Raw genomic sequence first — 24,087 nt, forward strand, 5'->3', positions numbered from 1 at the left:
CGCGCGATCCCGGGCCACTGGGAGGGCGACCTCATCACAGGGGCCCACAACCAATCGGCCATTGCGACTCTGGTCGAGCGCACCACCCGCTACGTGATGCTGGGGACCCTGCCGGTGGACCACACCGCCGAATCGGTCCGTGACGGCCTCATCAAGACCATGGGGACCCTGCCGGCGCACCTGCGGGGTTCCCTGACCTGGGATCAAGGCGTCGAAATGGCCAAACACAAGGCGTTCAGCATCGCCACCGACATGGACGTCTACTTCTGCGACCCGGCCAGCCCCTGGCAGCGCGGATCCAACGAGAACACCAACGGGCTCCTGCGTCAGTACTTCCCCACAGGCACCGATCTGAACGCCTACGGCCCCGAGGACCTCGAACACGTCGCCCAGGAACTCAACGCCCGCCCACGCAAAACACTCCACTGGAAAACCCCAGCCGAGTCACTTCGTGATTTACTGATAACCAGCTGACCTCGGGTGTTGCAACGACCCCTGGAATTCGCCTTTTCAAGGAAAATGGAGCTTGTCTAGAACCCATTGACCACCGAAAAGAGAGGCATCTCGTAAGTGCAAGTTTCGCATAAGCCGTCCGCTGTGTCAGTTTCCTTTGATGAGCCGAACCTCGTGTCGGCTGCCGGGCTGCTCCCGGTGATGACGCTGGCCCGAGACGCCGGCCTGCATGGGCTCGCCGATGAGTGGCTGTCGGTCCCGACGGACAAGGGCGCGAACGCCGGGCTGAAGGTCGCGTCCCTGGTCGCCGGGATGGTCGCCGGCGCCGATTCGATCGAGGACATGGCCTTGCTGCGCCACGGCGGGATGAAGCGGCTCTTCAGCGCCTGTTACGCGCCCTCGACGCTGGGTTCGTTTCTGCGGTCGTTCACTTTCGTGCACGTGCGGCAGCTGGACGCGGTCGCGTCCCGCTTCCTGGCCAACCTGGGGACCCGGGCCCCGCTGCTGGGAGCACCCGCCGCAGTGACTTCGTGTTCGTGGATGTCGACGACGCGATCATCGAGGTCCACGGCTATTCCAAGCAGGGCTCCGGCTACGGGTACTCCGGGGTCCGCGGCCTGAACGCGCTGCTGGCCATAGCCTCGACGAAGGACACCGCCCCGGTGATCGCCGCCCAGCGGCTGCGCAAGGGTGCGGCGAACTCGGCCCGCGGCGCCAACCGTCTGATCACCGACGCCCTGTCCACCCTCAAGCGCGTCCACGTCGGCGGGCGGGTGCTCTGCCGTTTCGATTCGGCCTTCTACGGCCATGCCGCGGTTTCCGCGGCCCTGGCCGGCGGGGCGGAGGTCTCGGTGACCGCGCGCATGGACCCGGCCGTCAAACGCGCCATCGCCGGGATCCCGGACACGGCGTGGGAAACGATCGAATACACCGACGCGGTCTTCGACGAGGCCGCCAGCACCTGGGTCTCCAAGGCCGAGGTCGCCGAGACCGTGTTCACCGCGTTCTCCTCCCGCAGAAAGGCCGAGCAGATCACCGGTCGGCTGGTCGTGCGCCGCATCCCGGAACTGAACCCGAAAACCGCCGACGGGCAGGAAACCCTGTTCGACACGCACCGGCACCACGCGTTCTTCACCACCGTGGACGCCGAAGTTCTGGACACCGTCGCGGCCGACAAAACCCACCGGAAACACGCCATTATCGAGCAGGTCAACGCCGACCTTAAGGACAGCTCCCTGGCGCACCTGCCTTCAGGTGTTTTCGCGGCGAACTCAGCCTGGCTCGTCGCCGCGGTCATGGCCTACAACCTCACCCGCGCCGCCGGGATCCTCGCGGCCGGGTCCTTCGGCAAGGCCCGCACCGGAACGATCCGCCGCAAACTCATCCACGTCCCGGCCAGGATCGCCACCAGCGCCCGACGGATCCGTCTTCACCTGCCCGAAGCCTGGCCCTGGAAAACACCATGGCAGGCCTTGTCCGACCACCTCTACCCGCCGCCGCGACCTGCCTGACCCCCGTCAACCCAGTCGCACGGCGCGACCAGAACAACCAGTGGAACACTCAAGGGGCAGCGAGGCCCGGCACCCCAGCACGCCCTTCGCCCGCACAACGAGCCGAAACCGAATTCAGCTCATCCGCCCAGGCGGATCGGTGGATCAAGGCTAAACCTGGCGTGACTTCCCCTGTCGCCGGGACGTTTATTTCCGTGCTGAGTCCAGCGGTGGCCACCAGCCGGACGGGGGATTGATGACAAACCGACGGCCGCTGACCTCCGTGGGCGTTACACGCACCAGGTGGTCCTTGCTTCCCGCCTCCCAGGGTGACAGCCCGGCGTCGGCTGCTTCCCGGAAATCCTCCTGCGTGCCCACAACCTTGGCAGTCCCCTTGATGATGACGCTCCATGCGATGGTTCCGTAGCTATTCAGGCCGTCGGCTTCCAGCGCGACCGGACTTTCAGCAAGCACCGCATCCAGTTTGGTACCCGGGCCCGTACGGAAGACGACTGTCCCATAGTCGGGGACGTAGTTCACGGGGAAAATTTCGGGCCCGCCAGCCGTTGTTACGGCGACCCGGCAGACCGAAGCCGAACGGAGGTATTTCCAGCAGTTATGTATGTCGAGGACTTCTGTTTCCGGTCCTGAGCCGTTGCCTTGCATGCTGGGGCTCCTCCTACTTGTGCTTCCTGCGTTGGATAGGGGTGATCACGGCAGGGCAGGGCAGATGCGTCAGAACCGCGTGGGCCGTGGAACCGAGCAGCAGCCGTTTGAACCCGCCCCGGCCGCGGCTTCCCACCACGAGCAGCCGCGCGGCTGCCGCGGCCTGCACCAGCGCCTCCGCCGGTTCCTTTTCGCTTTCCAGAATCTTGTGCACCACAAGGTCCGGGTAATCCTCGCGGAGCCCGGCCACCGCTTCGGACAGAACGATCTGCTCCTCTTCCTCAATCAGTTCGGCAAGGCTGCTGGTCGGCAGGCCGGCCTTGACCCAGCGGTTGGGGCCGCTGAAGGCGTACAGCACCGTAAGCTCCTGGCCCTCCCTGTCTGCCTCCGCTGCAGCGAACGCAACGGCCTGGGTGGCTTCTTCCGAACCGTCCACGCCCACCAGTACTCCGCTTCGGCCTTCAAGGTCATGCATTCCGACGACGGCGACGGGACACTTCGCCGCGGCGGCGACCTGCAGGGCCCGATCGGTGAGCGAACCACCCAAATGGGTGCCGCCGGAGCCCACCACAAGCATGGACGCCTTGGTGGAGTACTTACCCAGCGCGCCGGCGACGCTGCCTTCCAGGAGTTTGGTGGTGATCTCAATCGGGACGGTGCCCCTTACGCGCCCGGCAGCGGCTTCCAGCAGTTCTTCGCCCTTCTCCACCAGCATCGCGGTCCACGGGATGGGTTCGGCCACCCAACGGTCGTCAACAGCGTGCAGAATGATCAGCGGCAGGCCGGCGCGGGTAGCCCGGTGTGCAGCCCACTTCACGGCTGCCTGGCTTTGCGGAGAGTCGTTGGTGGCGACCGCGATCGGTTTAGACGTTCTCACGGCTGGTCTTCCTTTTTGTCTGTGTCGGGGCTATGAACAACTAGGACGGGGCAGTGCGCGTGGGCCACACAGGCTGAGCTGACGGACCCCAGAAGGAGGCCTCCGAATCCTCCGTGGCCGCGCCTGCCAACAACGATCATGTCCGCGTGGCGGCTGGCGTCTATAAGTGAGTCCCTGGGGTGCCCCCGGACGACGCGTGGAATGACGTTCGGCGGAATCTCCTGCCCGAAGGCCTGTTCCATGGCTTCGTTGAGGATCATCTCCACACGCTCCTCGAAGCGGTCTATGCCCATTGCCACATATCCTGCGTAAACCTGCGGATCATCCCAGAAAACGGTGGCCAGCACTTTGGCACCAACCGGGACAGCCAGCCGCTGGGCCTGCCGGAGGGCTTCCACCGAGGCCTCCGATCCGTCCACCCCCACAACGAATCTGGCATCCTGCAATGTTGACTCCTCCATAACCGCTTCCCTTCGTATGCCTGCTTGCTGCCTCCAGCCTGCGGTGTCGGAAGGCGGACCTCTAGGGCCAAAAGTCACCTGGAAACTTGAGGAACTGCCGGAGCCTGAAAAGCTTCCCCCGCTGCTTCCAATTTGTGGTTCCGCCGCCGCCCCTGCCTGTGCTGACACTGCCGACGCCGGTGCTGAGGCCGCTGCAGTGGCAGCGTCACCTTGACCGTGGCGTTTGCTGAGCAGCTGTTCCAGACCGGCGAGGTCGCTCCGGAACGGCGAGAGTTGGCGGTCCCATGCACTGGGCCAGGCGTACGAGCGGTTCAACAACGCATTGCTGTCGGCAATGACGTCGTCAAGGGCGTCCAGTTCGGCGGCCGCGTCTACATACTCCCGTACAAGCTTGAGGTTCGATCTGCGGCTCAACGCCTTCGGTGTCAGGGCATGGACCCGGTTCGAGAGCCCGGTAGTGGTCTGGTCACCGCCCGCACTGTCACCCACGCGCCGGCGCCCAGAGCGGCGGCCGCGCCGGTCACCCACGCCATGATCAGGAACGCGGCGGACCGGTACCACGGCTGGTTGATTCCACTTTCATGTTGTTTCCAGGGGAATTACCTCGATCGGAGTCCCCTGGCCGGTAGTCGGACCGACCACCAGCAGAACGCGCTTGGCCGTGACACCGGAAAGTGCGTCGAGCACCCGCCGGACCAGCTCAGGTTCCTCCGACGGGTCGCCTTCCGCCGGCAGCGCTTCGCGTTCCGCGTCGGCACGCGTCCACACGGCGACTTTGGCGCCGGTCGCGTCGGTGATGGCTTTGGACAATGGCTCCGGGAAGGAGGCGGTCACCAAGGTGACCTGTTCGATGGTGTGCGCCTTGGCCGGGGATGCCGCCGCCAGGAGGGCGTGCTCGCGCCGCCACAGGGCAAAGTGATACGCGGCAACGAATCCGGCGGCTACCAGGAGCCCGAGCGGCGCGCGGATACGTTCCAGGACGCTGCCTCCAGTCACATCACCTAGGAGGAACTCGAAGAGCCGGTATCCAATCACCAGAAGGGCGATGAGCGCCACCACGGCACTAATGCCGAAGGACACAATGAGGTAGACGCGCCTGCCGGGAGGAATGGCATCCGCGGTTTGCGGTTGCCCTGCCGGCTTCCAGGCCTGCCACCAGGCCGGACCTCCCACAACGAGGGAACTGATACCACCCAGCAGGAGGGTGCGCGTGCCGCTCCCCGCAAGGGGTGAAACCGCCATGGCAAGCGCTGCATTGATGACCAAGCCAATGCCGGAGGCCGCTGCCGCCAGGGCAACCCCTGATGTCACCAGCTGGCTCGCACGCCGGGTGGCAACAGAACGGTGAGCCCCGCTGACGCGGTGATAGCGCCACACCAAGGCGCCGATGGTAGCACCGGCGAGAGCCGGAGCCAGCGGGGCCAGCAGCTCGCTTATCGGGTCACCCCGGTCGAATGCCGTTCTCAGGAGCACAAAACCCACGACGCCGGCGCTACCGAGCGCTGTGATGCCCGCAGCGAAGATCCCCACACCAATCAGCGCCACATCCACCAGGGCGGTCTCCAGTTTGCGTCCGCCGCCCCTGAACCAGTGCCACCACCACACGAAAATTCCGCCGCCTGCCCAAACCAGGGCCCGGAGCACGGACTGCCACCACGCCTCCGTACCCGGGGTCAGGCTGGTGTAGCCCCGGATCGCGACGTCGAGCAAGCTACCCAAGGCGGTGATGGCGGCAATCGCTCCCACCAGCAACCCGAAAACCGAACCGATGACGGCAGGGACGTCGTCGAGATTAACGGGATGCTTGACGGCGTGCCGCCACATCCAGCGGTGCCAGAACCATACTCCGGCCCAGACAAGCCCAACGGACAAAGGCGAATACCACTGGGGTTCCAGCTGGCCGATAAAGGATGCCGCCATCCCCAGGAGGGCCGTGACGAAGACGATCAGGGAGACCGCGTAGACGGCGGCAAGGTAGAGGCCCCACCCCGCTGAGACGCGCTCCGCGCCGTCGTCGAGCCTTTTCCAGACAACCCACCACAGGAGGGCCGCGAGCGGCCCTCCGATCAGCGTGAAGGCAAGGGAGCGGGCAAGTCCGGCCACATCAGTGGATACCAGCACTGCTCCCGTGCTGAACAGGCGCTCCAAAAGGCCGCTTAGCCCTATTGCCGCGATCACCACCAAGGCGAACAGCAGTACGTAGAGGATCAGGCGGCGGAGGGTGAGTTGGGCGGAACGTGCCGCTGACCACGTCGTCGAAACCTGGGAGTTCATGGTTTCACGGACGATCCTGCGCAGGATAGAAGCTGGTACGGTGCCTGGTCGACCAGCCATCTGCCTTCGGTCTTCACAAGGGAGAAGCGGTCCTCCATCTCGTACTCGGATGGTCCGAACGGGCCGCCAGGACCTGAACCGACAACCGAGACTCTCACGACTGCCGTGTTGTCCCTCTCGGTGGTCGAGATCAAGACAACCCGGGTGGGCGGCGGGCCGCTTTCCTGGTAACCGCGGCACAAGGAACTGGCCGCTTCCGTGAGGTAGGAACTGGCTGTGGCCATATCGCCTTCGATGACGGCGGTGCTGTACCGCTGGACGACTCCCTGGGGTGTCGACTCGTCCAGAACTTCTGGCTCCCCGCGGGTGAAAACGACCGCCAGCGCGACGATCACCAACAGGGCTATCGCGGACACGATTACAAGGAGAATCCGGTCCGGCTTTCCCGCCGCAGCGTTCATGCCGTCAGTATGGCCTAAAAACAGCCCCCTTCGTATGTGTCTTCCGCCCTAGTTGCATTTACCCACGGAGGTTGGTGACGGGATCCGGCTCCTTCGGCCCCGGCTGTTGTTCTGTCCGGATCATGGAGGGGGGGTCCAAAGCCCCTTCAACGCCGGATCGGGAGATGACTTTCCTTGGGCAGCAGGTCAACTTCGGATGGGTCGCGGCCGCGCGGTCGTCACCGGGACGGCCATGAAACCGAAGTGGGCGCCATTGCGGGCATGCTGGAACGGACCGAGTCCGAGCCGACGCCGCTACAGAAGGAAATCGCGGGGGTCAGCAAACTGCTGGGCATCACGGTGATAGTCATCGCGGTTCTGGTGATGGTGACCATCGTGCTCATCAACGAGGTTTCGTCGCTGGCGGATCTGGTCACCGTGCTGCTGCTGGGTGTCTCGCTGGCGGTGGCCGCGGTGCCCGAGGGGCTCCCGGCCATCTTGTCGGTCGTGTTGGCCATCGGTGTCCAGCGGATGGCCAGATGCAATGCGGTCGTGAAGGAACTCCACTCGGTGGAAACCTTTGGCTCCGCCTCGGTCATCGCCTCGAACAAGACCGGAACATTGACAAGCAACGAGATGACGATCGGCCGGATCGTCACCGCATCGGGGCAGATCGAGCTCACCGGCGCCGGGTACCGGCCCGAAGGCCAGATTCTGCAAGGAACCCGTGAAGCCAGCGATCCGGTGGTACTGCAGGAGGCCCGCATGGTCCTGGCGGGTGGCTCATTCGTCAATGATGCACAGCTGATAGAACACGACGGCCAGTGGCAGATCCAGGGCGACCCGACGGAAGCTGCATTCCTGGTTGCTGCCCGGAAGCTGGCGGGGGTTACCGAACGCGTCGGGGAGTTCGAACGGCAGGGCGAAATCCCGTTCACCTCAGAACGGAAGCTGATGTCAGCGCTGGCGTGCCACAAGGAGTTCGACGAACTCGACCTGGTCACCAAAGGTGCCCCCGATGTCCTCCTGGGGCCCTGTACGGATGCAGGTGGGGGCGGACATTGTCCCGCTGGATGGGGCGCTGCGCAGCAAGGCCCTGGCCGACGTCGAGGCTCTGTCGGCGCAGGCCTTCCGCGCCCTGGGCGTGGCCTACCGCCGGTACGGGGAGCAAGACCGTCACGAAGCGGACGTGATCGACGAAGCGGATGAGAACGCCCTCGTCTATCTGGGCGTCGCCGGCATTATTGGCCAGCCCCGTGCCGAAGCGGCGGCTGCCGTGGCGGAGGCCCGTCGTGCAGGCATCCGCGTGGCGATGATCACCGGTGACCACCCCGTAACCGCCGCCCGGATTGCCAGCGATCTGGGTAATTGCGAACCGGGGGACAAGGCACTGACTGGAGCCCAGCTCGATGAACTCGACGATGCGGGGCTGCGTGCCGTCACCGGCTCCACATCCGTCTACGCGCGCGTGTCCTCGCACAACAGCGTCAGGTAATCGATGCGTTGCAGGCGCAGGGCAATGTCGTTGCCATGACAGGAGACGGCGTCAATGACGCCCCGGCCCTGAAGTCCGCCGACATCGGCATTGCCATGGGCTGGGCATCACAGGAACCGAGGTGACCAAGGAAGCTTTGAAGATGATTCTCGGCGACGACAACTTCGCCACCATCGTCTCCGCGGTGCGCCAGGGCCGGGTCATCTTCGACAACATCGAAAAGTTCCTGCGCTATCTTCTCTCCTCCAATATGGGAGAAGTCTTCACGGTCTTCCTCGGCGTGGTCTTCGCCGGCACCATGGGTTTGGCAGGTGCAGGCGACGAGGCAGTGGCGCTGCCGCTGCTGGCCACCCAGATTCTGTGGATCAACCTCGTCACCGACTCCGGCCCGCGCTGGCGATAGGAGTGGATCCGGAAATAGACGACGTGATGGCGCGTGCGCCGGGGAAAATGACCGACCGCAATCCTCGGGCGGCGGCTGTGGACCGGCATCGTGGCCGTCGGCTTGGTCATGGGCATCGTGACGCTGCTGACCATCGACATCTTCCTGCCCGGCGGTCTCGTCAACGGCAGCGACTCCCTGGACGTGGCCCGTACCGCCGGGTTCACCACCTTGGTCTTCGCGCAGCTGTTCAACGCCTTCAACTCACGTTCCGTCACAACCAGCGCGTTCCACCGGCTTTTCGTCAACAAGTGGCTGTGGGGCGCCGTCCTGCTCGCGGCTGTACTTCAGTTCGCCGTGGTGGAAGGCCCGCTGCTGCAACAGGCCTTCGGGACCGCGTCCCTGGACGCGGCCCACTGGGCGGTCTGCATGGGCATGGCATCCACCGTGTTGTGGTTCGACGAACTCCTGTTCAACCGGTCAGCCCGGCGGAACCACAGGTGGTTGACGAAAACTTGTCCGTGAAGATCCGGATACGGTCAATGCCAGTCAAGGATTCCGTGACTGCTGTGCCTGTCGGCGTTCGGGTGTTGGATGGTCATCCATTGATGAAGGGCATCATGCTTGCGTCTAGCGGAGGGCAGAATGGCCTCGGTTTCGTTGATCCTGACGTACCAAGGTGTGGTGACCGGATCCAATGCCACTGGCCGCTAGTTCTGATGGCTGGTAGGGATGAGTCATGACGGATTCACCTACGGCCGCTGCCGCTTTGTCGCCTTTTGACGTTGTGATCTTTGACCTGGATGGCGTCGTAACGGACACGGCCGCTGTGCATGAGGCAGCGTGGAGGGACCTCTTCAATGAGGTGTTGAAGGACCGCCGCGTCCCGCCAAGGGCACGGAGGGAGCCCTTCAGCAGCAGTGATTACCAGAGGTATGTGGATGGCAGGCCCCGGGAAGACGGTGTGCAAGCCTTCCTGGGTTCCCGCGGCATTGAACTGCCTATGGGTGACGCCTTGGATCCTGCCGGCGGATGGTCGGTCCGTGGCCTGGCTGAGCGTAAGAACCAGCTGTTCAGGGAGCGGCTGGGACGTGAGGGTGTGGTGGCCTTCCCGGGAACGGTCGCACTGCTTGAAAGGCTGCGGTCGGGACGGGTTCCTGTGGCCCTTGCAACATCAAGCCGGAACGCGTCCGCTGTCCTGGCAGCCGCTGGCCTGTCCAATGCTTTCGACCTGGTCATGGATGGTGCCATTGCCGGCGAGTTGGGCCTTGCAGGAAAACCCGACCCGGCATTATTCCTTGAAGTCGTGCACCGGTTGGGGATCCCTCCTGCCCGCGCCGTGGTGATCGAAGATGCCGTCGCCGGCGTCGAAGCGGCACACCGAGGGGGATTCGGGCTCGTCGTTGGGATAGACAGGGTTTCTAGCAGGAGGGCGGAGCTGGAGGCGGCAGGTGCCGACGTTGTGTTGAACGACGTGAGCGAGCTGGATCTGGGACGTGTTCTCACTGACCCGTGGCGCCTTGTGTATGAAGGTTATGATCCGGCCCACGAAGGGCACCGGGAAGCTTTGACCACGCTTGGGAACGGGTACCTGGCCGTGCGTGGGGCTGCCCCGGAGGGCGGAATGAGCGAGGTCCGTTATCCGGGCACCTACCTCGCCGGTGTCTACAACAGGTTGGTGAGTACCGTGGAAGGCCAGGCCGCGGAAGACGAACACATGGTCAATATCCCCAACTGGCTGGTGCTGGACGTCCGGCTGGACGAGACGCACTGGTGGTCCCGGGGCGGGTTGAAGATCCGCCGTGAGCGGCGTGTGCTTGACCTGCTTCGGGCCACTCTGCGGCGGGAAGTCGTGCTGGAGGCAGATGACGGCCGGCGGCTGGAGGTGGTTCAGCGCCGGTTCGTATCGATGGCCCAGCCTCATCTGATGGCGCTGGAGACAGTCTTCACTGCCAGGGGCTGGAGCGCGTCCGTGAGAATCCGCAGCGGAGTGGATACCGGGGTGACCAACGAAAATGTGCCGGAGGACGCGCTTCTGTCCCACCATCATCTGGCCGTACTCGAGGTGTCCGGGCCAGCAGAACCGACCCCGGTGATAGAAGTTGAGACGAGCCAAAGCCATATCAGGATCGCAACAGCGCTGCAGACCCGGGTTTCCGGACAGGCAGGCAGCGGCGCGCCCGATGAAGAAGCGGGATTGTATTACCGCTCCTTCGACGTCCCGCTGACGGACGCCGTGCCGCTGATGGTGACCAAGATGGCAGCAATCGTGACTTCCCGCGACCGCGCGTTCTCCTCACCGGCATCCGGTGCGAGGTCGGTGCTCAGGGCCAGCGGGCAGGGCTTTGACGGCATGCTCTCCGAGCACGAGAACGCCTGGGGAAGATTGCTGCACTTGTTCGTCGTCACCATCGACGGGAGCCCCCAGGTGCAGCTGATCCTGAATCTCCATGTCTTCCACCTGCTGCAGACGCTGAGCCCGCACACGGCTGAACTGGATGCCGGTGTGCCCGCCCGCGGGCTGCACGGGGAGGGTTACCGCGGGCACATCTTCTGGGATGAGCTCTTCGTCCTGCCCCTTCTTACCTCACGGATGCCCTCCGTTGCCCGCTCCCTTATTGACTACCGCTGGCGCAGGCTGCCGGCGGCCCGGGAAGCGGCGGCCGCAGCGGGGTTCCGGGGGGCCTTGTTCCCGTGGCAGAGCGGCAGCGACGGCAGGGAAGAGACACCCCGTTGGCTTTTTAGCCGGCGGTCCGGCCGTTGGGTGCCGGACTATTCCCATCTTCAGCGGCATGCCGGCCTGGGCGTGGCCTTCAACGCATGGCAGTATTTCCTGGCCACGCAGGATCGGGGCTGGCTCTTGCATCATGGCGCCGAGCTGGTTGTGGAAGTGGCGCGGCTCGTAGCCTCCATGGCCGAATACGACGACGAAGAGGACCGCTTCCATCTTCGCGGAGTCATGGGCCCGGACGAATACCATACAGGCTACCCGGACAGCCCCGGCGGGGGATTGAATGACAACGCCTACACGAACGTGATGGCTGCATGGGTCTGCGAACAGGCCCACGAGATCATGACGATGCTTCACGGCCACGACCTGGAGGATCTACGGGGACGCCTGTCCATAGATCCGGCAGAGATGGAAGCCTGGCTGCGCGTTAGCCAACGGATGTTTGTACCGTTCTTCGGCGGAGGCATCATCAGCCAGTTCGACGGTTACGAACACTTGCAGGAACTCGACTGGGCGCACTACCGGAACAGATACAAAAACATTGAACGCCTCGACCTGATTCTGGAAGCCGAGGGCGACAGCACCAATCGGTACCGGCTGGCCAAACAGGCTGACGTGCTGATGCTCCTGTATGTCCTGGGCGAGAAGGAGCTGATGCTCTTCCTGGCCCAGCTGGGTTACACCGTCACCGCGGACCAGCTCGCGGCGACAGTGGACTACTACCTGGCACGCACGGCCCACGGCTCCACCCTAAGCCGCGTGGCCCACGCCTCGGTGCTGGCAGCCATGGACCCGGACCGGGCCTGGAGAACTTTCCGGGAAGCGCTCACCGCCGACCTTGACGACACGCAGGGAGGCACCACGCACACAGGTATCCACCTTGGCGCCATGGCAGGAACGATCGATGTGATCCAGCGCAGCTTCGCCGGTCTGAGGATCACCAGGGATGCCCTCCTTTTCGCCCCAAAAATGCCAAAAGAAATAAAGTCAGTTTCCTTCCGTGTCCGCTACCGGGACCAGTTGCTCGAAGTCAGCCTCGACCACGGCACCTTGACTGTTTCCGCAGCACCCGGAGACGCAGCCGCTGTCTGCGTACGTGTCGGTTCTGACGAGGTCCATTTGGGCGCGGGCGAGATGCGGAAGTTCGTGCTGCACGAAACGGGCACCGCGGCGGGCTGAACCCGTGGCGTTCCGGGGGTAAGCCTACCGCCCTGTAGGATCTGCGCGGTTCCTCGAACCGGTGCTGTTGGACGCTTCGATGAGCGGGCAGGAGCTACGCTGAATCATGAGCGAGCAAAAGCCACCTGGCATGCCCTGCACAAGTCATCCCTGACCAAGGGGGAGCGGGCGGCCGACTATTTGCACGGTATGGGCAGCTGGCCTTTCGTGGGCGGATTCATTCTCTTCATGATCCTATGGTCCGCCGTCAACAGCTTCGCGATGGCTGGCCGTGCCTGAGATCCTTACCCCTATATTCTGCTGAACCTGTTTCTGTCCATGCTTGCCGGTCTCCAGGGGCGCGATCCTCCTGATCGCCGCCAAACGCCAGGATGCCATTGCCTCGGCCATGGCCCAGCACGACTATGACACCGACATGGCAGCGAAAGCCGAAATTGAACGGCTGACGAAGATCAACGAGCAGCAGCTCGTTCCGGGGCCCGCCCGTACAGAAGGCTGGTCTGAATTTCCAGACCGGGGGCTTCGTCCTTCGCCAGGGGAGGCCCTCGTCAAGGGCAATTTCGCCTGACGGTGCCGTCACTGTTCCTGCTCGCGATCTGCCCGTTCTGGTTCTTCATGACTTTTTCGGTGGTGTACGGTGGAAATGCGCGGTCAAGTTGGGACGATGCAGGTATGAGCGCGAACACGGGACGTCGTCGGGACCGATCCGCCACTGACGACGAGGAAGAACCTGAGCAGAGGGCCCCTCTGGTCGATCACCGAAGGCCGCCCACGAACCAGATGCGCACAGTGGGCCAGCGCCGCCGGGATTCGGAAGAGAAGCTGGAGCACCACCAGCGCGAAGCCCGGAGCAAACCGAAGGACGAGACCGCAGCCGGACAATAACTGGACGCAACCCCGGAAGGCTGCGCGGCAGCACAGCGCGTTCTCCCTGCTAGAGCACGGCACTGCTTTTTACTACAAGAACGGAGTCCTCCCCGGCGGAACCGAGCGGGTGATCAGTGTCGGGCGCTGACTGCTACACAGGAGGACTTCACCGGCGACCGAGCGCACCAGGGCTTTCAGTCCTCCCTGGCCCCTGCAGCCGATGACCAGCAGCAGGGCGCCCGGCTGCCCTGAGCAAGGCGTCCGCCGGCGGCCTGCCGGTATCAAGAACGGGGTGCACGTTCAGATCGGGATGGTTCCTGGCCGCGCCGGCGACGGCTGCGGAGAGCACACCGCAGGCAACCGTGGGCTTCCCAGTCGGGCCCTCGGAGCCTGTGGCTGAGGGTGCGTCATGGCCCACGCAAGTGTGGACCAGCGTCAGGTCCTGGCGAAGCTGGTGCGCTTCCATGGCTGCCCGTTCCACCGCGATGGCCGAGTCGGTGGAACCGTCGGTGCCGACATGACACCGGTCCTCCCGTCTGGACCGTCCGGCGGGACCACGGCCACTGTGCAGTCGCTGAGGATGGCGGTCTGAAAACTGACCGATCCGAACCCCTCACCGTGCTTGTCCGGTCCTCTGTCCGTTCCCAGGACGATCATGCCCGCATCTTTGGAGAGGGCCCGAAAGGCCGGGACGGTCTCACCCGTCCTCAAGGTCGTGGTGACTGTGATCTCCGGATCCTGGGCCGATAGCCGACGAGCCTCCTCGGCCAGCAGCTCCGCCCGTGGTTCACGGCCTCCAGATACCGGCTTGCATGTTGGAAGAACCCAGAAGTCGGAACGACGCGCACCAGATTGAGGAGGACATGAAAATGGGCGGCCAGGGTGGCGGCCCATTCCGCGGCAGCGCTGCCCGCAGGAGAGTCGTCGACACCGACCACGATCTGGCTGTTCACGATTCCGTACCCTTCGGCGAACTTGCGGACGATAAGTCCAAAATCCCCGCCCTATCCGTCGCAGCCCAGAGGCGGAACATCCTCAGCATGGTTCCCAGGATTGGAATATTCCTGACCATGTCCTCAAGGTCGATGCTTCGGCACTGAACAGTGGCCGGGCCGCGGCTGTTTCGATGCAACTTCCAACATTCGTGGGTGCCGAGGTTTTATGTCTGGTTGGGCAAAAGACTGCATCCTTTTTTGTCCTATACGCTGGGCCTCGCAGGATGTATGTCCCGCGGGCCGGTTCGTTGCGAGGAGTTTTCCCATGGTTTCCAGCGATTCCCGCACTTCACGAGCGAGTACCTCCCCAGCGTCCCGTTCCGCCGGGCAGTCGTGGCACACACTGTCGGCGGTCGACACCGCAGCGGCCCTCCGGACAGACCCTTCTGTTGGGCTGACCACAGCTGCAGCAGAATCACGGCAGCTGGAGCACGGGCCCAATGTGCTGACTGAGGCCAAAAAGAAACCTGCATGGAAAAAAGTACTGCGGCTCCTGGCGGAGAAGATGACTCTCCTGCTGGTCGTTGCCGCCGCAGTGAGCGCCACGGTCTCCCGGGAATGGGAAACGCCCGTCGTGATTCTGGCGGTCATCATCCTCAACACGGTTCTTAACTACGTTCAGGAGAGCCGGGCGGACAGCAGCCTGGAGGCGCTGCGGAAGATGACTGTGGACACGTCCCGGGTGCGCCGGGACGGGGGCGTGCAGGAAATTTCCAACTCCGAACTGGTGCCAGGAGACATTGTGCTGCTGGACGCCGGCGATTCGGTCCCTGCGGACGGCCGACTGATCGAGGCTGTGAGGCTGCAGGTTGCCGAAGCCGCGCTGACCGGTGAGTCCCAGCCCGTAGACAAGACCACCCAGACGCTGACCGACCCGGATCTTGTCCTGGCGGACCGGACGAACATGATTTTCACGAGCACCGACATCAGCCGTGGGCGCGCCGTCATGGTGGCAACGGCTACCGGAATGGACACCGAGATCGGCGGCATCGCCTCATTGCTCGGTAGCGCTGGAACCGAGAAAACCCCGCTGCAGCGGCGGATCGATCAGCTTGCCGGGACGCTGACGATCGTCGCCCTCGTTGTCGTCGCCATCGTCTTCATACTCGGATTGTCCCGGGGCCAGCCCTGGTCCGATCTGCTGATCACCGCAGTCTCCCTCGCAGTAGCCACCATCCCGGAGGGCCTGACCGCCGTCGTCGCTTTCACTCTGAGCATGGGCGCTTCTCGGCTCGCCCGGCGCGGAGCCATCATCAAGCAGCTATCCGCCGTCGAAACCCTCGGCAGCACCACCCACATAGCAACGGACAAGACCGGAACGCTGACGCTCAACGAAATGACCGTACGGCGGCTGCTCGTCGCCGGACGCAGCTTCCGGATCACCGGCAACGGCTATTCGACAGACGGCAAAATCCTGAGCAGAGATGGCGGCCCGCCTCCGGCGATGACGGACACCTTCCTGTCCATGGCGTTGTGCAACGATGCCTCGGTGAAGGACGGCGAACTCGTGGGAGATCCTACAGAAGGCGCACTCGTTGTACTCGCCGAGAAGGGCGGGATTGACGTCGAGGGTGCCCGAAAGGAGCACCCCCGTGTGGCTGAAATCCCGTTTGATTCGGACTACAAGTTCATGGCCACCTTCCACCGGCAGAACTTCACCGGCGGAGACACCGCTCCCGCCCGCTTCCGCTGCTTCGCTAAAGGAGCACCCGGCGTACTGATGGAACGTGCCGATTCCGTCCTGACCGACACGGGGATCCGCCTGCTGGACGACGCTGACCGCCAGCGGATCCATGAGGAGGTCCAGGCACTGGCAGGGGAAGGTCTTCGCACGCTGCTAATCGCCGGGCGCCGGCTCGATTCGAACCTGCCGCAGGACCCCGAGGAGCTCCGGCTCACGGCGGACCGGTTGACGGTCTACGCCGTGGTTGGAATTGTCGACCCGCCGCGCCCCGAGGCCGCCGCGGCAATCGCCACGGCACGGGAGGCCGGGATCGAGGTCCACATGATCACCGGAGATCACCTGGTCACGGCCTCGGCTATCGCCGCTGGCCTGGGCATCCGCGGCGAGGCGGCGGCCGGGACTGACCTGGACCGGCTCGATGACGCACAGCTCACCCGCCGCGTCGCGGGTTATGGCGTGCTTGCCCGGGTCGCCCCGGAACATAAGATCCGCGTCGTCAAGGCCCTGCAGGACGGCGGGAACGTCGTGGCCATGACGGGCGATGGCGTCAACGACGCCCCGGCACTGAAACAGGCAGACATCGGCATCGCAATGGGTATCACCGGAACCGATGTGTCCAAGGGCGCGGCCAGAATGATACTGACCGACGACAATTTCGCCACCATTGTCATCGCGGTAGAGATAGGCCGCGGGGTCTACGCGAACATCATCAAGTTCGTGAAATTCCAGCTGACAACGGCGTGGGGCTTCGTTCTGATCTTCCTCACCGCCGGTGTGCTCGGCTTGGCCGGTGGCGCGCCGTTCACCGCCTTGCAGATCCTCTGGGTGAACATCATCATGGATGGGCCTCCCGCGTTGGCGCTGGGTGTTGACCCGGCGGAGCCGGACATCATGAAGCAGAAACCGCGGCCCGTTGGCGAACCATTGCTGACCAGAGACCGTCTGCTGCGGATCCTCGGTCTCGGCACGGTCATGGCTGCCGGGACCATCGCCGTCCTTGTGCTGGCTCCCGCCCTGTTCCCGGAGAACACAGCGGACCCGGCCCTGCCAACCACCCTCGCGTTCACTACCTTCGTCTTTTACCAGGTATTCAACCTGCTCAACGTGCGCTCAGACTCAGCCTCTGTTTTCTCCAGACAGACCTTCACCAACCGCAGTATCTGGGTATCATTGATCGCCGTGATCGTGCTCCAGATTATGGTGGTGAACCTGGAAGTACTGCAGGGCCTATTCGACACCACGGCCATGAGCTCAGCCCAGTGGGGGCTGGCCCTCCTCGTGGGTTCCTCGGTTCTATGGGCAGAAGAAATCCGCAAGACGATTATCCGGCGGCGCAACCGCCGACAATCCTCGCCGACGCCGACAGGCCCCGGGCGGCGGTCCTGAAGCACCCTACCTGCCCGCGGTAACAGAGCACGCCGCGGCTCCAGCGTCCCTTCCTAGGCAGGGTGGGGGCCCGGGGTTTTGGTTGTGAACTTCTTCGGTGATGCTTCAGGCGTTGAGCATCACCTTGAGCGCCTTTGTTTCGGCGGCCCGTGAAAAGGTGTCGTATGCCTTTTCGATGTCATTGAGATCGAACGCGTGACTCACGAATTGGTCGACGGGCAACTTCTTTTGCGCGACGAGCTTGAGGAGCGTACCAGTCGTGTTGGTGTTCAGCAGGCCCGTGGTGATGGTGATGTTCGAGATCCAGAGTCTGTCCAGCGGCAGGTCCACACCCTTGCCGTGTACCCCGGCGTTGGCGACGGCGAGCCCGACGGTACCGGCGCCGATCACGGCGATGACATCACCGGGCTTGACAGCCCCGTACTGCACGCCGATTTCGCAGCCTGTGGGCAGGATATCGGACAGCAATGTTCCCGCTTGGGGGCTGACGCTGTCGGGGATTTTGTAAACGGAAGTCTCTTAGTACGGGACGCGCACGAATTCGGCCTGTGTCCCGTCGATGAGGTGCCCGAGGATCCAACCGATGCCTGGGGCGCCCTCTTCGCCCAGGCAGTGGGAGTAGACTCCCTGTCTGCAGTAGTCGAGATGCCCGCAGGCAGAGATGCACGAGATGATTACTCGGTCGCCGATCGTGAGGCCTGCAACTGCGGATCCGATTTCAGTGATCGTGCCGACGCCCTCGTGCCCGAGGATTCGACCGTACTCGACTGCTGGAACGTCGCCTTTGAGGATGTGCAGATCAGTGCCGCAAATGGTCGTAGTTTCGATCTTCACGATGATGTCGGTCGGCTTCTGAATCCTGGGATCGGGTACGTCTTCCCATGCCTTCTGGCCGGGACCGTGATAAACAAGCGCCTTCATCGTCATTCCTTCGATCGGCCAAGGCGCTCCCACCTGAGAGCTGCGTTCGGCGGTATTCCCCTGATCCAAGGCTCACACTACTGAACGAGATCATGAACTGCTCGTCCTGTCAGGGAAAGAATGGCCGCTCCTGGCAACGAGAGGCCGGCAGTCACGCCCCCGAGTGTTGCGATATTCGTCAGCCCAGCCAATCCTAGGTGCCCCGCCGGCCTCCAGGCAGTTGGGCCGCGACGCCCTCTGAGGCGCGATGCGGCTGCTGCGCTCGATTCATAGAATCCACCGGCTGCGCCACGTTCAGGTCCCGGGCCGGTGTGACCATCCAGACTGTGAAGTAATTGGGCGGGATCCGCAGGTCCATGCCGGAACAGGCCGGTGATTGTCGGGTGGAGTTGGCCACGGTCGATGAACTGGAAGCCTGGACAGAATGTCCCATCTCCGATGAGGACGCGGACGAGCTGCTGCATCACCGGTTCCGGATCATTCATCACCTCAGTAAGACTGCCACGCACCTGCTCGAGCGAGGGGAGAGCGAACTCCGTCCTGATTCCTTCCGAGGTCTCGTCGCTGATGGGTTGCCAGTTCAATCTCACCGCGGCCCAGTACCCGTCGGCGATGGACTTCCAGGAGCCACTGGCTGGAGAGCGGATCGCGGCGCAGCGTGAACGTTCGCAGCGCGAGTTCGAAGCCAGCCGTGTTATCTGCCCTCCCACTTGGTACCGAGACCCTGAATGATTCCCGAGAGCAGGGACGCAAGGCTCAGCGGGAAGATGACCATCCAGCCGATGAGGTTCATCCCGAGGTAGGCAGCGCGGACCAGCTGCGCGTCAGCGGATGTCAGCCCTGCAACGGCCATTACCAAGAATCCAGCGACAGCACTGAGCCAGCCCACGGACGAGATGATGTGGATGGTCAGCGCAGCCTTGCGGACTGCGGGGGGCAGCACCTTCAAGGTGTGTGGTTCATGGCCATTCCGCCGCTGAGGTGTGTGACCGCGAAGGTCACCACCAGTACAGCTGCGGCGATAAGGAATCCCTTCACCCACAAGGGTGTCTTGTGACGCGGGGTTTCTCCGCTGTCAGTGGGAGATGTGTCGGGGTTGGAGTCCAGGTTCGTCATGGCTCTCCTTCGATTGGCTTTGTAAGACAGTATGTATTGAAAGCGTCAGCCTGTCCATTGCGCGTCACGTTGTATGATTCGGCATGCCCAAGCTCTGGAACGCGACCATCGAGACCCACCGAGATGCTGTCCGGGGGGCCGTTTTGGACGCCGCCGCTCAGCTGGTGGCCGGCCAGGGCGTCGCCGGGGTGACGATGTCCGCGATCGCCCAGGCAGCAGGGATAGGCCGTGCCACCTTGTACAAGTATTTCCCGGACGTTGAGTCCATCCTGCTGGCCTGGCACGAGCGCCAGATCCAGGCCCACCTCACAGAGCTGATCCAGATCAGGGACCGGACTGTGGGGGTCCGGCAGCAGCTTGAAGCTGTGCTTCATGCCTATGCTTTCCTGTCGCACTCCGGCCACGGCGATGCCGAGGCAGCAAGGCTGCACGGGGGCGGACACGCTGGTCTGGCCCGGCAACACCTCCAGGGTTTCCTTGCGGGACTGCTTCAAGAGGGCGCGGACGCGGGCGTGTTCCGCACTGATGTGGCCCCGGGGGAGCTGGCGGCCTTCTGCCTTCATGCCCTTGAAGCTGCAGCAGGACTGACCTCCCACGACGGCGTGCTCAGGCTGGTCAAAGTCACCCTTGACGCCTTGCAGCCTGCCCAGCCCTCGGGCGCCCCGAGAAGCGGACACCAATCCCACACGCCTTAGCCGGCGGCCAGAAAGACCCGCAGACCGCTTCGCAGTGGAGGCAGGCATCGGCGCAGATTCGGCAGGACGGGTGCATCCCGTGGTTGTGTCTCATAATTGCGGCGTCGGTAGGACGGATGAAAGCGGTCCCACCTAATCTGTGTTGCCCACAGGGGATACACCCACTCTTCCCAGCCCACGTTGTCTCACCGTACGTCGATGACGCCCAACATGCCGAGGTCTTCGTGGTCCAGGATGTGGCAGTGGTAGACGGAGCATCCGCGGAAGTCCTTGAAAGCCACCCTGATCTTTACCCGACCGTTTGCAGGTACGTTCACCACGTCCTGCCAGACGGCGGTATCCAATCCTTGGCCGTTTTCCTCGATGATCTGCATCGGCCAGACGTGCAGGTGGAACGGGTGGTCCATGGGACTGGTGTTGGTCAGTGTCCATTCCTCGACGCTTCCGGCCGCGACCGTAGTATCTGTTCTGGCCTCGTTGAATTCCCTGCCGTTGATGGTGAAACGCATCATGCCGGCGCCCCCGCCCATGCCCATGCCGGCTGCCAGGATCACCTGACGGCGTGCCGAGACGGTAGATGACCTCAGGTCTCCCAGGCCCCGATAGGCGGGCACGGCCGTCAGGGGTGCGGCCGGTTCGCCTGACACGCGGAGAGTGGCCAGCGCGGCGCCGTCCGGCTGGTCTGCAGGGTTCCGTGCACTGTATCCCGGTCCCATCATGCCCGGCATGCTTCCCCGGTTCTGGTAGAACGCACGCAGCACGGAATCGCCGGTCGTCGTGGTCACGAGGAGGTCTGCCCGGTTTCCGGGCGTCAGCAGCAGTTCATCCACTGTCTCCGGTTTCGGGAAGCGGCCGAAGTCCATGCCGAGGAGTTGCAGCTGCTGTCCGTCGAGCCGCAGCCGGAGGTAGCGGGCCACGCACGCGTTGATGATGCGCCATCTCTCCCGTTGCCCGGGGCGGGCGCTGAATTGCGGGTCGCTCTGGCCGTTGACCAGAATCAGTTGACCCTCCCTGCCCATCATCCGTTCCATCGCCGGGACTGCAGCGACGTTCCCCGTACCGTCTATGGTGGTGTCGGAAACGACCAGCACCCGCTCCGCGCTCGTCTCGACGGGCTCCGGGTCCTCCACGATGATCGCTCCGAAGAGGCCGCCGAAGATCTGGTCGGCGACCATGCCGTGATGGTGGGGGTGGTACCAGTACGCGCCAGGGGGATGATCATCGGGAAGGTTGTATTCATAGTCGAAGCTGCTGCCGGGTTCCACTGAGACGAAGACATTATCCCCGTTGCCCTCGGGGGAAACATGGAGGCCGTGCACATGCAGGTTGGTGGCCTGGACCAGATTGTTGACGAGCTTGATCTTCAGGACGTCGCCGGCTCGTACGCGAAGTGTTGGGCCGGGGACGGACCCGTTATAACCAAAAGCGGTGGCCTGCCGTCCGGCAAGCAGGATCTGCCCTGGTGCAGCTTCGAGCCGGACCTGAAGCTGCCCGTCAGCGCTCCGCTCCTCCTGCGGCTGGGTCAGCTCACCTCCGCTGACCGGCCCGGAAGGGGAGGTCAGTGTCCAGATCAGCCCGGCCCCGCCGGCAACCGTCCCCGCAGCTCCCAGTCCGCCCAGAAGAATCGCCTGGCGGCGGCTGATGGGCTGCAACTACCGGCCCTCGCCGAGAACCTTGAGCTGCTCGCGGTATTGGTCCGCGGTCAGCTCTCCTCTCGCAAAGCGTTCCTCGAGGATCTGGCGGGCCCTGCTCCCTCCCATGTGCGCCGGACCGGCGGTCCCATCCGGGCCATCCGGTCCGTAACGGCCGCGGATGCCTCCTCCGGCGACCCTCACCGCCAGCAGCACCAGGAGCGCGACCCCGATGAGCAGGAGAGGCACCCAGAGCCACATCCACCCCATGCCTTGTCCGTAACCCCACATCATGACCGGCGCCTTCCGCTTCCAAGAGTTGGTACTCCTATTCTCCCCGCGGCGCCGGCTGACAGGTAGAGTCCGAGGTCCCGGCCCGTAGGCCGGTTGTTCGACGCATCCGATGAGCATGGCGGTGATGCGGTGGGTCATCATGCAGCTCCTGTCACGGCGTGATTGGGCGGGCCGGCCTGCCCGGCCGTCATGCCCCCACCCTGGACCCGTGATACTCACGCCGTCAGCCACCTCCCTCCGGCCGGGACCGGGCCGCGTCTGCAAGCGAAGCATGCGCTTGGCCAGCACGATTAGAAGACCGGGAGGGAAGAACAGCGGTCAGGAGCCGTCGTCGGCGGGCAGGAACGTGAATCCGCCGTCGGTGGAGATGACAAGCCCACCGGCCGTGGCTGCCCAGATCGAGGGATTGACCTCGGGACCCTTCACCGTGGCCACAGCCTGGACTGCGTCCTGGATTCGGCCCCTTCGGGTCCAGGTCCCGCCGGCGTCCGCGGAGTAGTGGACTGTCCCGTCGGGTTCGACTCCGACGGCCTCGCCGGGGCTGGCGAAGGCAGCGAACTGGACCACCGGTCCGGAGTTCACCGTGTTCCAGGTTTTACCGCCGTCAGTCGAGCGGCGGATCCCTTGCGGGGTAGTGGCCAGGACAGTCGCCGGTCGGGCTTCCGGCGAGGGCGGCGGGGACGAAATCCGCGGCCACGGTGTTCCAGGTTTTCCCGTCCGGGCTGGTGCTCAGTGTACCGTCAAATCCGACGATTCCGGATTTGGTGGCGGTGAGTGCGTGGAAGTCGGATTCACCTTGCCGGGAGAGCTGTTCCCAGGTTTTCCCGGCGTCGGTGGACCTGATCAGCTCAAGCGGATTCGGGAGGTCGGAACCAGAGCCGGGGTGTCCGGAAGCGTAGAGGACGCCGTGGGCGGTGCCGCCGGTGAAGCCCATCAGGTCGTTGGTGGCGCCGATTTTGGCGGCGGGCTGTTTCGTGATGTCGAACAGGCCGTCGTGGGTGGCCAGGAGCACCTGGCCGGTTTTGCTGCTGATGCTCAGGCCGTGGATGTGGGCGTCAGGCATGGGGCTGCCGGTACTGCTGGCCGGGGCGGGTCCCCGTTACCTTTTTAGTAGCCCGTAACGAGTAAGAATTGGGGTTGTTGGCCTGTCGGTCCCGGCATGATTAAGTCCCCCAGTCATCAATGATCCGGGGGGTGTTGTCACCGGGACTCGATAGGCGCCAGGGGATCGCTAATGGGGACCGGACCAGCGCAATGAAACACCGTGCAGGTCAGCCGTAACGTGGATGCCGAGCCTTGCCGCCGCAGGACATGCCAACACAGATTTGACGGACACAAATTCTGGGAGGTTTGCGTTGATCAAAGACCATGAACTCGTCGACATCTTCATCGGTGTTGATGTCGGCAAGAGCAATCACCACGCGGTCGCCATCGACCGCCAGGGCAAGAAGATCCTCGACCGGGCGCTGCCCCAGGACGAGGCAAAACTGCAAGCCATCATCCGCTCCGTCGCCGACAAGGGACGGGTCCTGTTGGTCGTCGACCAGCCCTCCACCATCGGCGCCCTGCCCGTCGCCGTGGCCCAGGCGGAAGGCATCATGGTCGGCTACCTGCCGGGGCTCGCGATGCGGCGCATCGCGGACCTGCACCCCGGCGAGGCCAAAACGGACGCCCGAGACGCGGCAATAATTGCCGAAGCCGCCCGGTCCCTGCCGCACACCCTACGCTCCATCGTGGTCGCCGACGAGCAGGCCGCGGAGCTGTCGATGCTATGCGGTTTTGATGACGATCTAGCCAAACAGGCCACGGCCACCTCAAGCCGGATCCGCGGGCTCCTGACCCAAGTCCACCCCGCCCTGGAACGAGTCATTGGCAAGCACCTGGACCACCCGGCCATGGCCGAACTGCTGATCAAATACCCCACGCCCGCGACGCTGCGCAAGGCCAGCCAAAACCGGGTCTCCACGCTCCTGTCCCGCCATGCTCCGCGGGCCGGGAAAGGCTGGGCGGCGGACGTCTTCACCGCCTTGAATGAGCAGAGCGTCGTGGT

At 64.1% G+C, this 24,087-nt stretch carries 25 protein-coding genes and 4 pseudogenes; 14 read left to right on the forward strand and 15 right to left on the reverse strand.

All coding sequences use genetic code 11. The features are described from left to right. Positions 1–462 (forward strand): annotated as a pseudogene (locus ACX80X_RS19665) (IS30 family transposase); the annotation flags it as partial. A gap of 108 nt (positions 463–570) precedes the next feature. Next, positions 571–1,964 (forward strand): annotated as a pseudogene (locus ACX80X_RS19670) (IS1380 family transposase). 186 nt (positions 1,965–2,150) lie between these two features. Here the strand turns inward: ACX80X_RS19670 and ACX80X_RS19675 are convergent. The 6 genes and pseudogenes from ACX80X_RS19675 to ACX80X_RS19700 all read right to left on the reverse strand — a co-directional run bounded on the left by ACX80X_RS19675 (position 2,151) and on the right by ACX80X_RS19700 (position 6,682). Continuing rightward, a complete protein-coding gene (locus ACX80X_RS19675) occupies positions 2,151–2,609 on the reverse strand; it encodes a pyridoxamine 5'-phosphate oxidase family protein (RefSeq protein ID WP_252603586.1) in 459 nt (152 codons plus the stop codon). 13 nt (positions 2,610–2,622) lie between these two features. Further along, entirely contained in the window at positions 2,623–3,486 is an 864-nt protein-coding gene (locus ACX80X_RS19680) for a universal stress protein (protein WP_252603587.1), read from the reverse strand. Continuing rightward, positions 3,483–3,947: a universal stress protein gene (locus ACX80X_RS19685; protein ID WP_252603618.1), complete on the reverse strand. Its 465-nt coding sequence runs from the start codon at positions 3,945–3,947 to the stop codon at positions 3,483–3,485. Before ACX80X_RS19685 ends, ACX80X_RS19680 begins: the two co-directional genes overlap by 4 nt. Positions 3,948–4,181: 234 nt before the next feature. Beyond that, positions 4,182–4,508, reverse strand: a pseudogene (locus ACX80X_RS19690) (DUF5129 domain-containing protein); the annotation flags it as partial. 18 nt (positions 4,509–4,526) lie between these two features. After that, entirely contained in the window at positions 4,527–6,221 is a 1,695-nt protein-coding gene (locus tag ACX80X_RS19695; RefSeq protein WP_252603588.1) for a DUF5671 domain-containing protein, read from the reverse strand. Next, positions 6,218–6,682 carry a hypothetical protein gene (locus tag ACX80X_RS19700; protein ID WP_252603591.1) on the reverse strand — a complete coding sequence of 155 codons (465 nt, stop codon included), beginning with the start codon at positions 6,680–6,682 and terminating at the stop codon, positions 6,218–6,220. The genes ACX80X_RS19695 and ACX80X_RS19700 overlap by 4 nt, the downstream gene beginning before the upstream one ends. A gap of 243 nt (positions 6,683–6,925) precedes the next feature. Between ACX80X_RS19700 and ACX80X_RS19705 the strand changes: the two genes are divergently transcribed. From ACX80X_RS19705 to ACX80X_RS19740, 8 genes are all read left to right on the forward strand, one after another. Next, a complete protein-coding gene (locus ACX80X_RS19705) occupies positions 6,926–7,870 on the forward strand; it encodes an HAD-IC family P-type ATPase (protein ID WP_252603593.1) in 945 nt (314 codons plus the stop codon). Beyond that, complete coding sequence (locus ACX80X_RS19710; RefSeq protein ID WP_252603596.1) at positions 7,851–8,156, forward strand: HAD family hydrolase; 306 nt, start codon at positions 7,851–7,853, stop codon at positions 8,154–8,156. The genes ACX80X_RS19705 and ACX80X_RS19710 overlap by 20 nt, the downstream gene beginning before the upstream one ends. Positions 8,157–8,191: 35 nt before the next feature. Next, positions 8,192–8,281: a hypothetical protein gene (locus tag ACX80X_RS19715; RefSeq protein WP_374209957.1), complete on the forward strand. Its 90-nt coding sequence runs from the start codon at positions 8,192–8,194 to the stop codon at positions 8,279–8,281. After that, positions 8,278–8,559, forward strand: coding sequence for a hypothetical protein (locus tag ACX80X_RS19720; RefSeq protein WP_459313120.1), 282 nt, complete (start codon positions 8,278–8,280; stop codon positions 8,557–8,559). Before ACX80X_RS19715 ends, ACX80X_RS19720 begins: the two co-directional genes overlap by 4 nt. Before the next feature lie 90 nt (positions 8,560–8,649). Further along, on the forward strand, positions 8,650–9,063 hold the full coding sequence (locus ACX80X_RS19725) for a cation transporting ATPase C-terminal domain-containing protein (protein WP_252603599.1): 414 nt from the start codon (positions 8,650–8,652) through the stop codon (positions 9,061–9,063). Positions 9,064–9,277: 214 nt separating this feature from the next. After that, positions 9,278–12,448, forward strand: coding sequence for an HAD-IA family hydrolase (locus tag ACX80X_RS19730; protein WP_252603602.1), 3,171 nt, complete (start codon positions 9,278–9,280; stop codon positions 12,446–12,448). A 322-nt stretch (positions 12,449–12,770) separates the two neighbouring features. Beyond that, complete coding sequence (locus tag ACX80X_RS19735; protein ID WP_308216225.1) at positions 12,771–13,016, forward strand: hypothetical protein; 246 nt, start codon at positions 12,771–12,773, stop codon at positions 13,014–13,016. Positions 13,017–13,120: 104 nt separating this feature from the next. Further along, on the forward strand, positions 13,121–13,333 hold the full coding sequence (locus ACX80X_RS19740; protein ID WP_252603605.1) for a hypothetical protein: 213 nt from the start codon (positions 13,121–13,123) through the stop codon (positions 13,331–13,333). Between the two features lie 148 nt (positions 13,334–13,481). On the opposite strand, the gene ACX80X_RS19745 is transcribed toward ACX80X_RS19740, so the two are convergent. Further along, the gene (locus tag ACX80X_RS19745; RefSeq protein ID WP_374209958.1) at positions 13,482–13,781 is read right to left on the reverse strand and encodes a hypothetical protein; all 300 of its coding nucleotides are present in this window, start codon (positions 13,779–13,781) and stop codon (positions 13,482–13,484) included. Here ACX80X_RS19745 and ACX80X_RS19750 point away from each other — a divergent pair. Then, on the forward strand, positions 13,725–13,907 hold the full coding sequence (locus tag ACX80X_RS19750) for a hypothetical protein (RefSeq protein ID WP_252603608.1): 183 nt from the start codon (positions 13,725–13,727) through the stop codon (positions 13,905–13,907). The genes ACX80X_RS19745 and ACX80X_RS19750 overlap by 57 nt on opposite strands. 115 nt (positions 13,908–14,022) lie before the next feature. Here the strand turns inward: ACX80X_RS19750 and ACX80X_RS19755 are convergent, their stop codons facing one another. Further along, positions 14,023–14,268 (reverse strand): universal stress protein, encoded by a 246-nt coding sequence (locus tag ACX80X_RS19755; protein WP_374209959.1) that lies wholly within the window; start codon positions 14,266–14,268, stop codon positions 14,023–14,025. A 307-nt stretch (positions 14,269–14,575) separates the two neighbouring features. On the opposite strand from ACX80X_RS19755, the gene ACX80X_RS19760 reads away from it, so the two are divergent. Beyond that, a complete protein-coding gene (locus ACX80X_RS19760) occupies positions 14,576–17,380 on the forward strand; it encodes a cation-translocating P-type ATPase (RefSeq protein WP_252603613.1) in 2,805 nt (934 codons plus the stop codon). 105 nt (positions 17,381–17,485) lie between these two features. Here ACX80X_RS19760 and ACX80X_RS19765 read toward each other — a convergent pair. From ACX80X_RS19765 to ACX80X_RS19775, 3 genes and pseudogenes are all read right to left on the reverse strand, one after another. Beyond that, positions 17,486–18,301: pseudogene (locus ACX80X_RS19765) on the reverse strand (alcohol dehydrogenase catalytic domain-containing protein). Between the two features lie 694 nt (positions 18,302–18,995). Continuing rightward, positions 18,996–19,244, reverse strand: a complete 249-nt coding sequence (locus ACX80X_RS19770) for a hypothetical protein (protein WP_252603897.1) — start codon at positions 19,242–19,244, stop codon at positions 18,996–18,998. Between the two features lie 2 nt (positions 19,245–19,246). Next, positions 19,247–19,417: a hypothetical protein gene (locus tag ACX80X_RS19775; RefSeq protein ID WP_252603895.1), complete on the reverse strand. Its 171-nt coding sequence runs from the start codon at positions 19,415–19,417 to the stop codon at positions 19,247–19,249. 83 nt (positions 19,418–19,500) lie between these two features. On the opposite strand from ACX80X_RS19775, the gene ACX80X_RS19780 reads away from it, so the two are divergent. Further along, positions 19,501–20,112: a TetR/AcrR family transcriptional regulator gene (locus tag ACX80X_RS19780; protein ID WP_252603893.1), complete on the forward strand. Its 612-nt coding sequence runs from the start codon at positions 19,501–19,503 to the stop codon at positions 20,110–20,112. A 185-nt stretch (positions 20,113–20,297) separates the two neighbouring features. Here the strand turns inward: ACX80X_RS19780 and ACX80X_RS19785 are convergent, their stop codons facing one another. The 4 genes from ACX80X_RS19785 to ACX80X_RS19800 form a co-directional block, all read right to left on the reverse strand. Then, positions 20,298–21,764 carry a multicopper oxidase family protein gene (locus ACX80X_RS19785; protein WP_252603891.1) on the reverse strand — a complete coding sequence of 489 codons (1,467 nt, stop codon included), beginning with the start codon at positions 21,762–21,764 and terminating at the stop codon, positions 20,298–20,300. After that, positions 21,765–22,037 (reverse strand): SHOCT domain-containing protein, encoded by a 273-nt coding sequence (locus tag ACX80X_RS19790; RefSeq protein ID WP_252603889.1) that lies wholly within the window; start codon positions 22,035–22,037, stop codon positions 21,765–21,767. Between the two features lie 318 nt (positions 22,038–22,355). Then, entirely contained in the window at positions 22,356–22,619 is a 264-nt protein-coding gene (locus ACX80X_RS19795; protein ID WP_308216230.1) for a beta propeller repeat protein, read from the reverse strand. A 22-nt stretch (positions 22,620–22,641) separates the two neighbouring features. Further along, positions 22,642–23,100: a beta propeller repeat protein gene (locus ACX80X_RS19800; RefSeq protein ID WP_308216229.1), complete on the reverse strand. Its 459-nt coding sequence runs from the start codon at positions 23,098–23,100 to the stop codon at positions 22,642–22,644. Between the two features lie 223 nt (positions 23,101–23,323). On the opposite strand from ACX80X_RS19800, the gene ACX80X_RS19805 reads away from it, so the two are divergent. Next, positions 23,324–24,087: IS110 family transposase (locus tag ACX80X_RS19805; RefSeq protein WP_459313124.1), on the forward strand; the 764-nt coding region annotated here is incomplete at its 3' end.

Source organism: Pseudarthrobacter sp. MDT3-1 (assembly GCF_054510755.1).

Excerpts from the sequence above, each read along its gene's own strand:
- ACX80X_RS19730 (WP_252603602.1), top strand. The coding sequence starts at position 9,278 with ATGACGGATTCACCTACGGCCGCTGCCGCTTTGTCGCCTTTTGACGTT.
- ACX80X_RS19695 (WP_252603588.1), bottom strand. The coding sequence starts at position 6,221 with ATGAACTCCCAGGTTTCGACGACGTGGTCAGCGGCACGTTCCGCCCAA.
- ACX80X_RS19800 (WP_308216229.1), bottom strand. The coding sequence starts at position 23,100 with ATGCCTGACGCCCACATCCACGGCCTGAGCATCAGCAGCAAAACCGGC.
- ACX80X_RS19685 (WP_252603618.1), bottom strand. The coding sequence starts at position 3,947 with ATGGAGGAGTCAACATTGCAGGATGCCAGATTCGTTGTGGGGGTGGAC.
- ACX80X_RS19780 (WP_252603893.1), top strand. The coding sequence starts at position 19,501 with ATGCCCAAGCTCTGGAACGCGACCATCGAGACCCACCGAGATGCTGTC.
- ACX80X_RS19760 (WP_252603613.1), top strand. The coding sequence starts at position 14,576 with ATGGTTTCCAGCGATTCCCGCACTTCACGAGCGAGTACCTCCCCAGCG.
- ACX80X_RS19700 (WP_252603591.1), bottom strand. The coding sequence starts at position 6,682 with ATGAACGCTGCGGCGGGAAAGCCGGACCGGATTCTCCTTGTAATCGTG.
- ACX80X_RS19750 (WP_252603608.1), top strand. The coding sequence starts at position 13,725 with ATGGCCCACGCAAGTGTGGACCAGCGTCAGGTCCTGGCGAAGCTGGTG.
- ACX80X_RS19775 (WP_252603895.1), bottom strand. The coding sequence starts at position 19,417 with ATGACGAACCTGGACTCCAACCCCGACACATCTCCCACTGACAGCGGA.
- ACX80X_RS19745 (WP_374209958.1), bottom strand. The coding sequence starts at position 13,781 with ATGGAAGCGCACCAGCTTCGCCAGGACCTGACGCTGGTCCACACTTGC.
- ACX80X_RS19675 (WP_252603586.1), bottom strand. The coding sequence starts at position 2,609 with ATGCAAGGCAACGGCTCAGGACCGGAAACAGAAGTCCTCGACATACAT.
- ACX80X_RS19740 (WP_252603605.1), top strand. The coding sequence starts at position 13,121 with ATGAGCGCGAACACGGGACGTCGTCGGGACCGATCCGCCACTGACGAC.
- ACX80X_RS19790 (WP_252603889.1), bottom strand. The coding sequence starts at position 22,037 with ATGATGTGGGGTTACGGACAAGGCATGGGGTGGATGTGGCTCTGGGTG.
- ACX80X_RS19715 (WP_374209957.1), top strand. The coding sequence starts at position 8,192 with ATGACAGGAGACGGCGTCAATGACGCCCCGGCCCTGAAGTCCGCCGAC.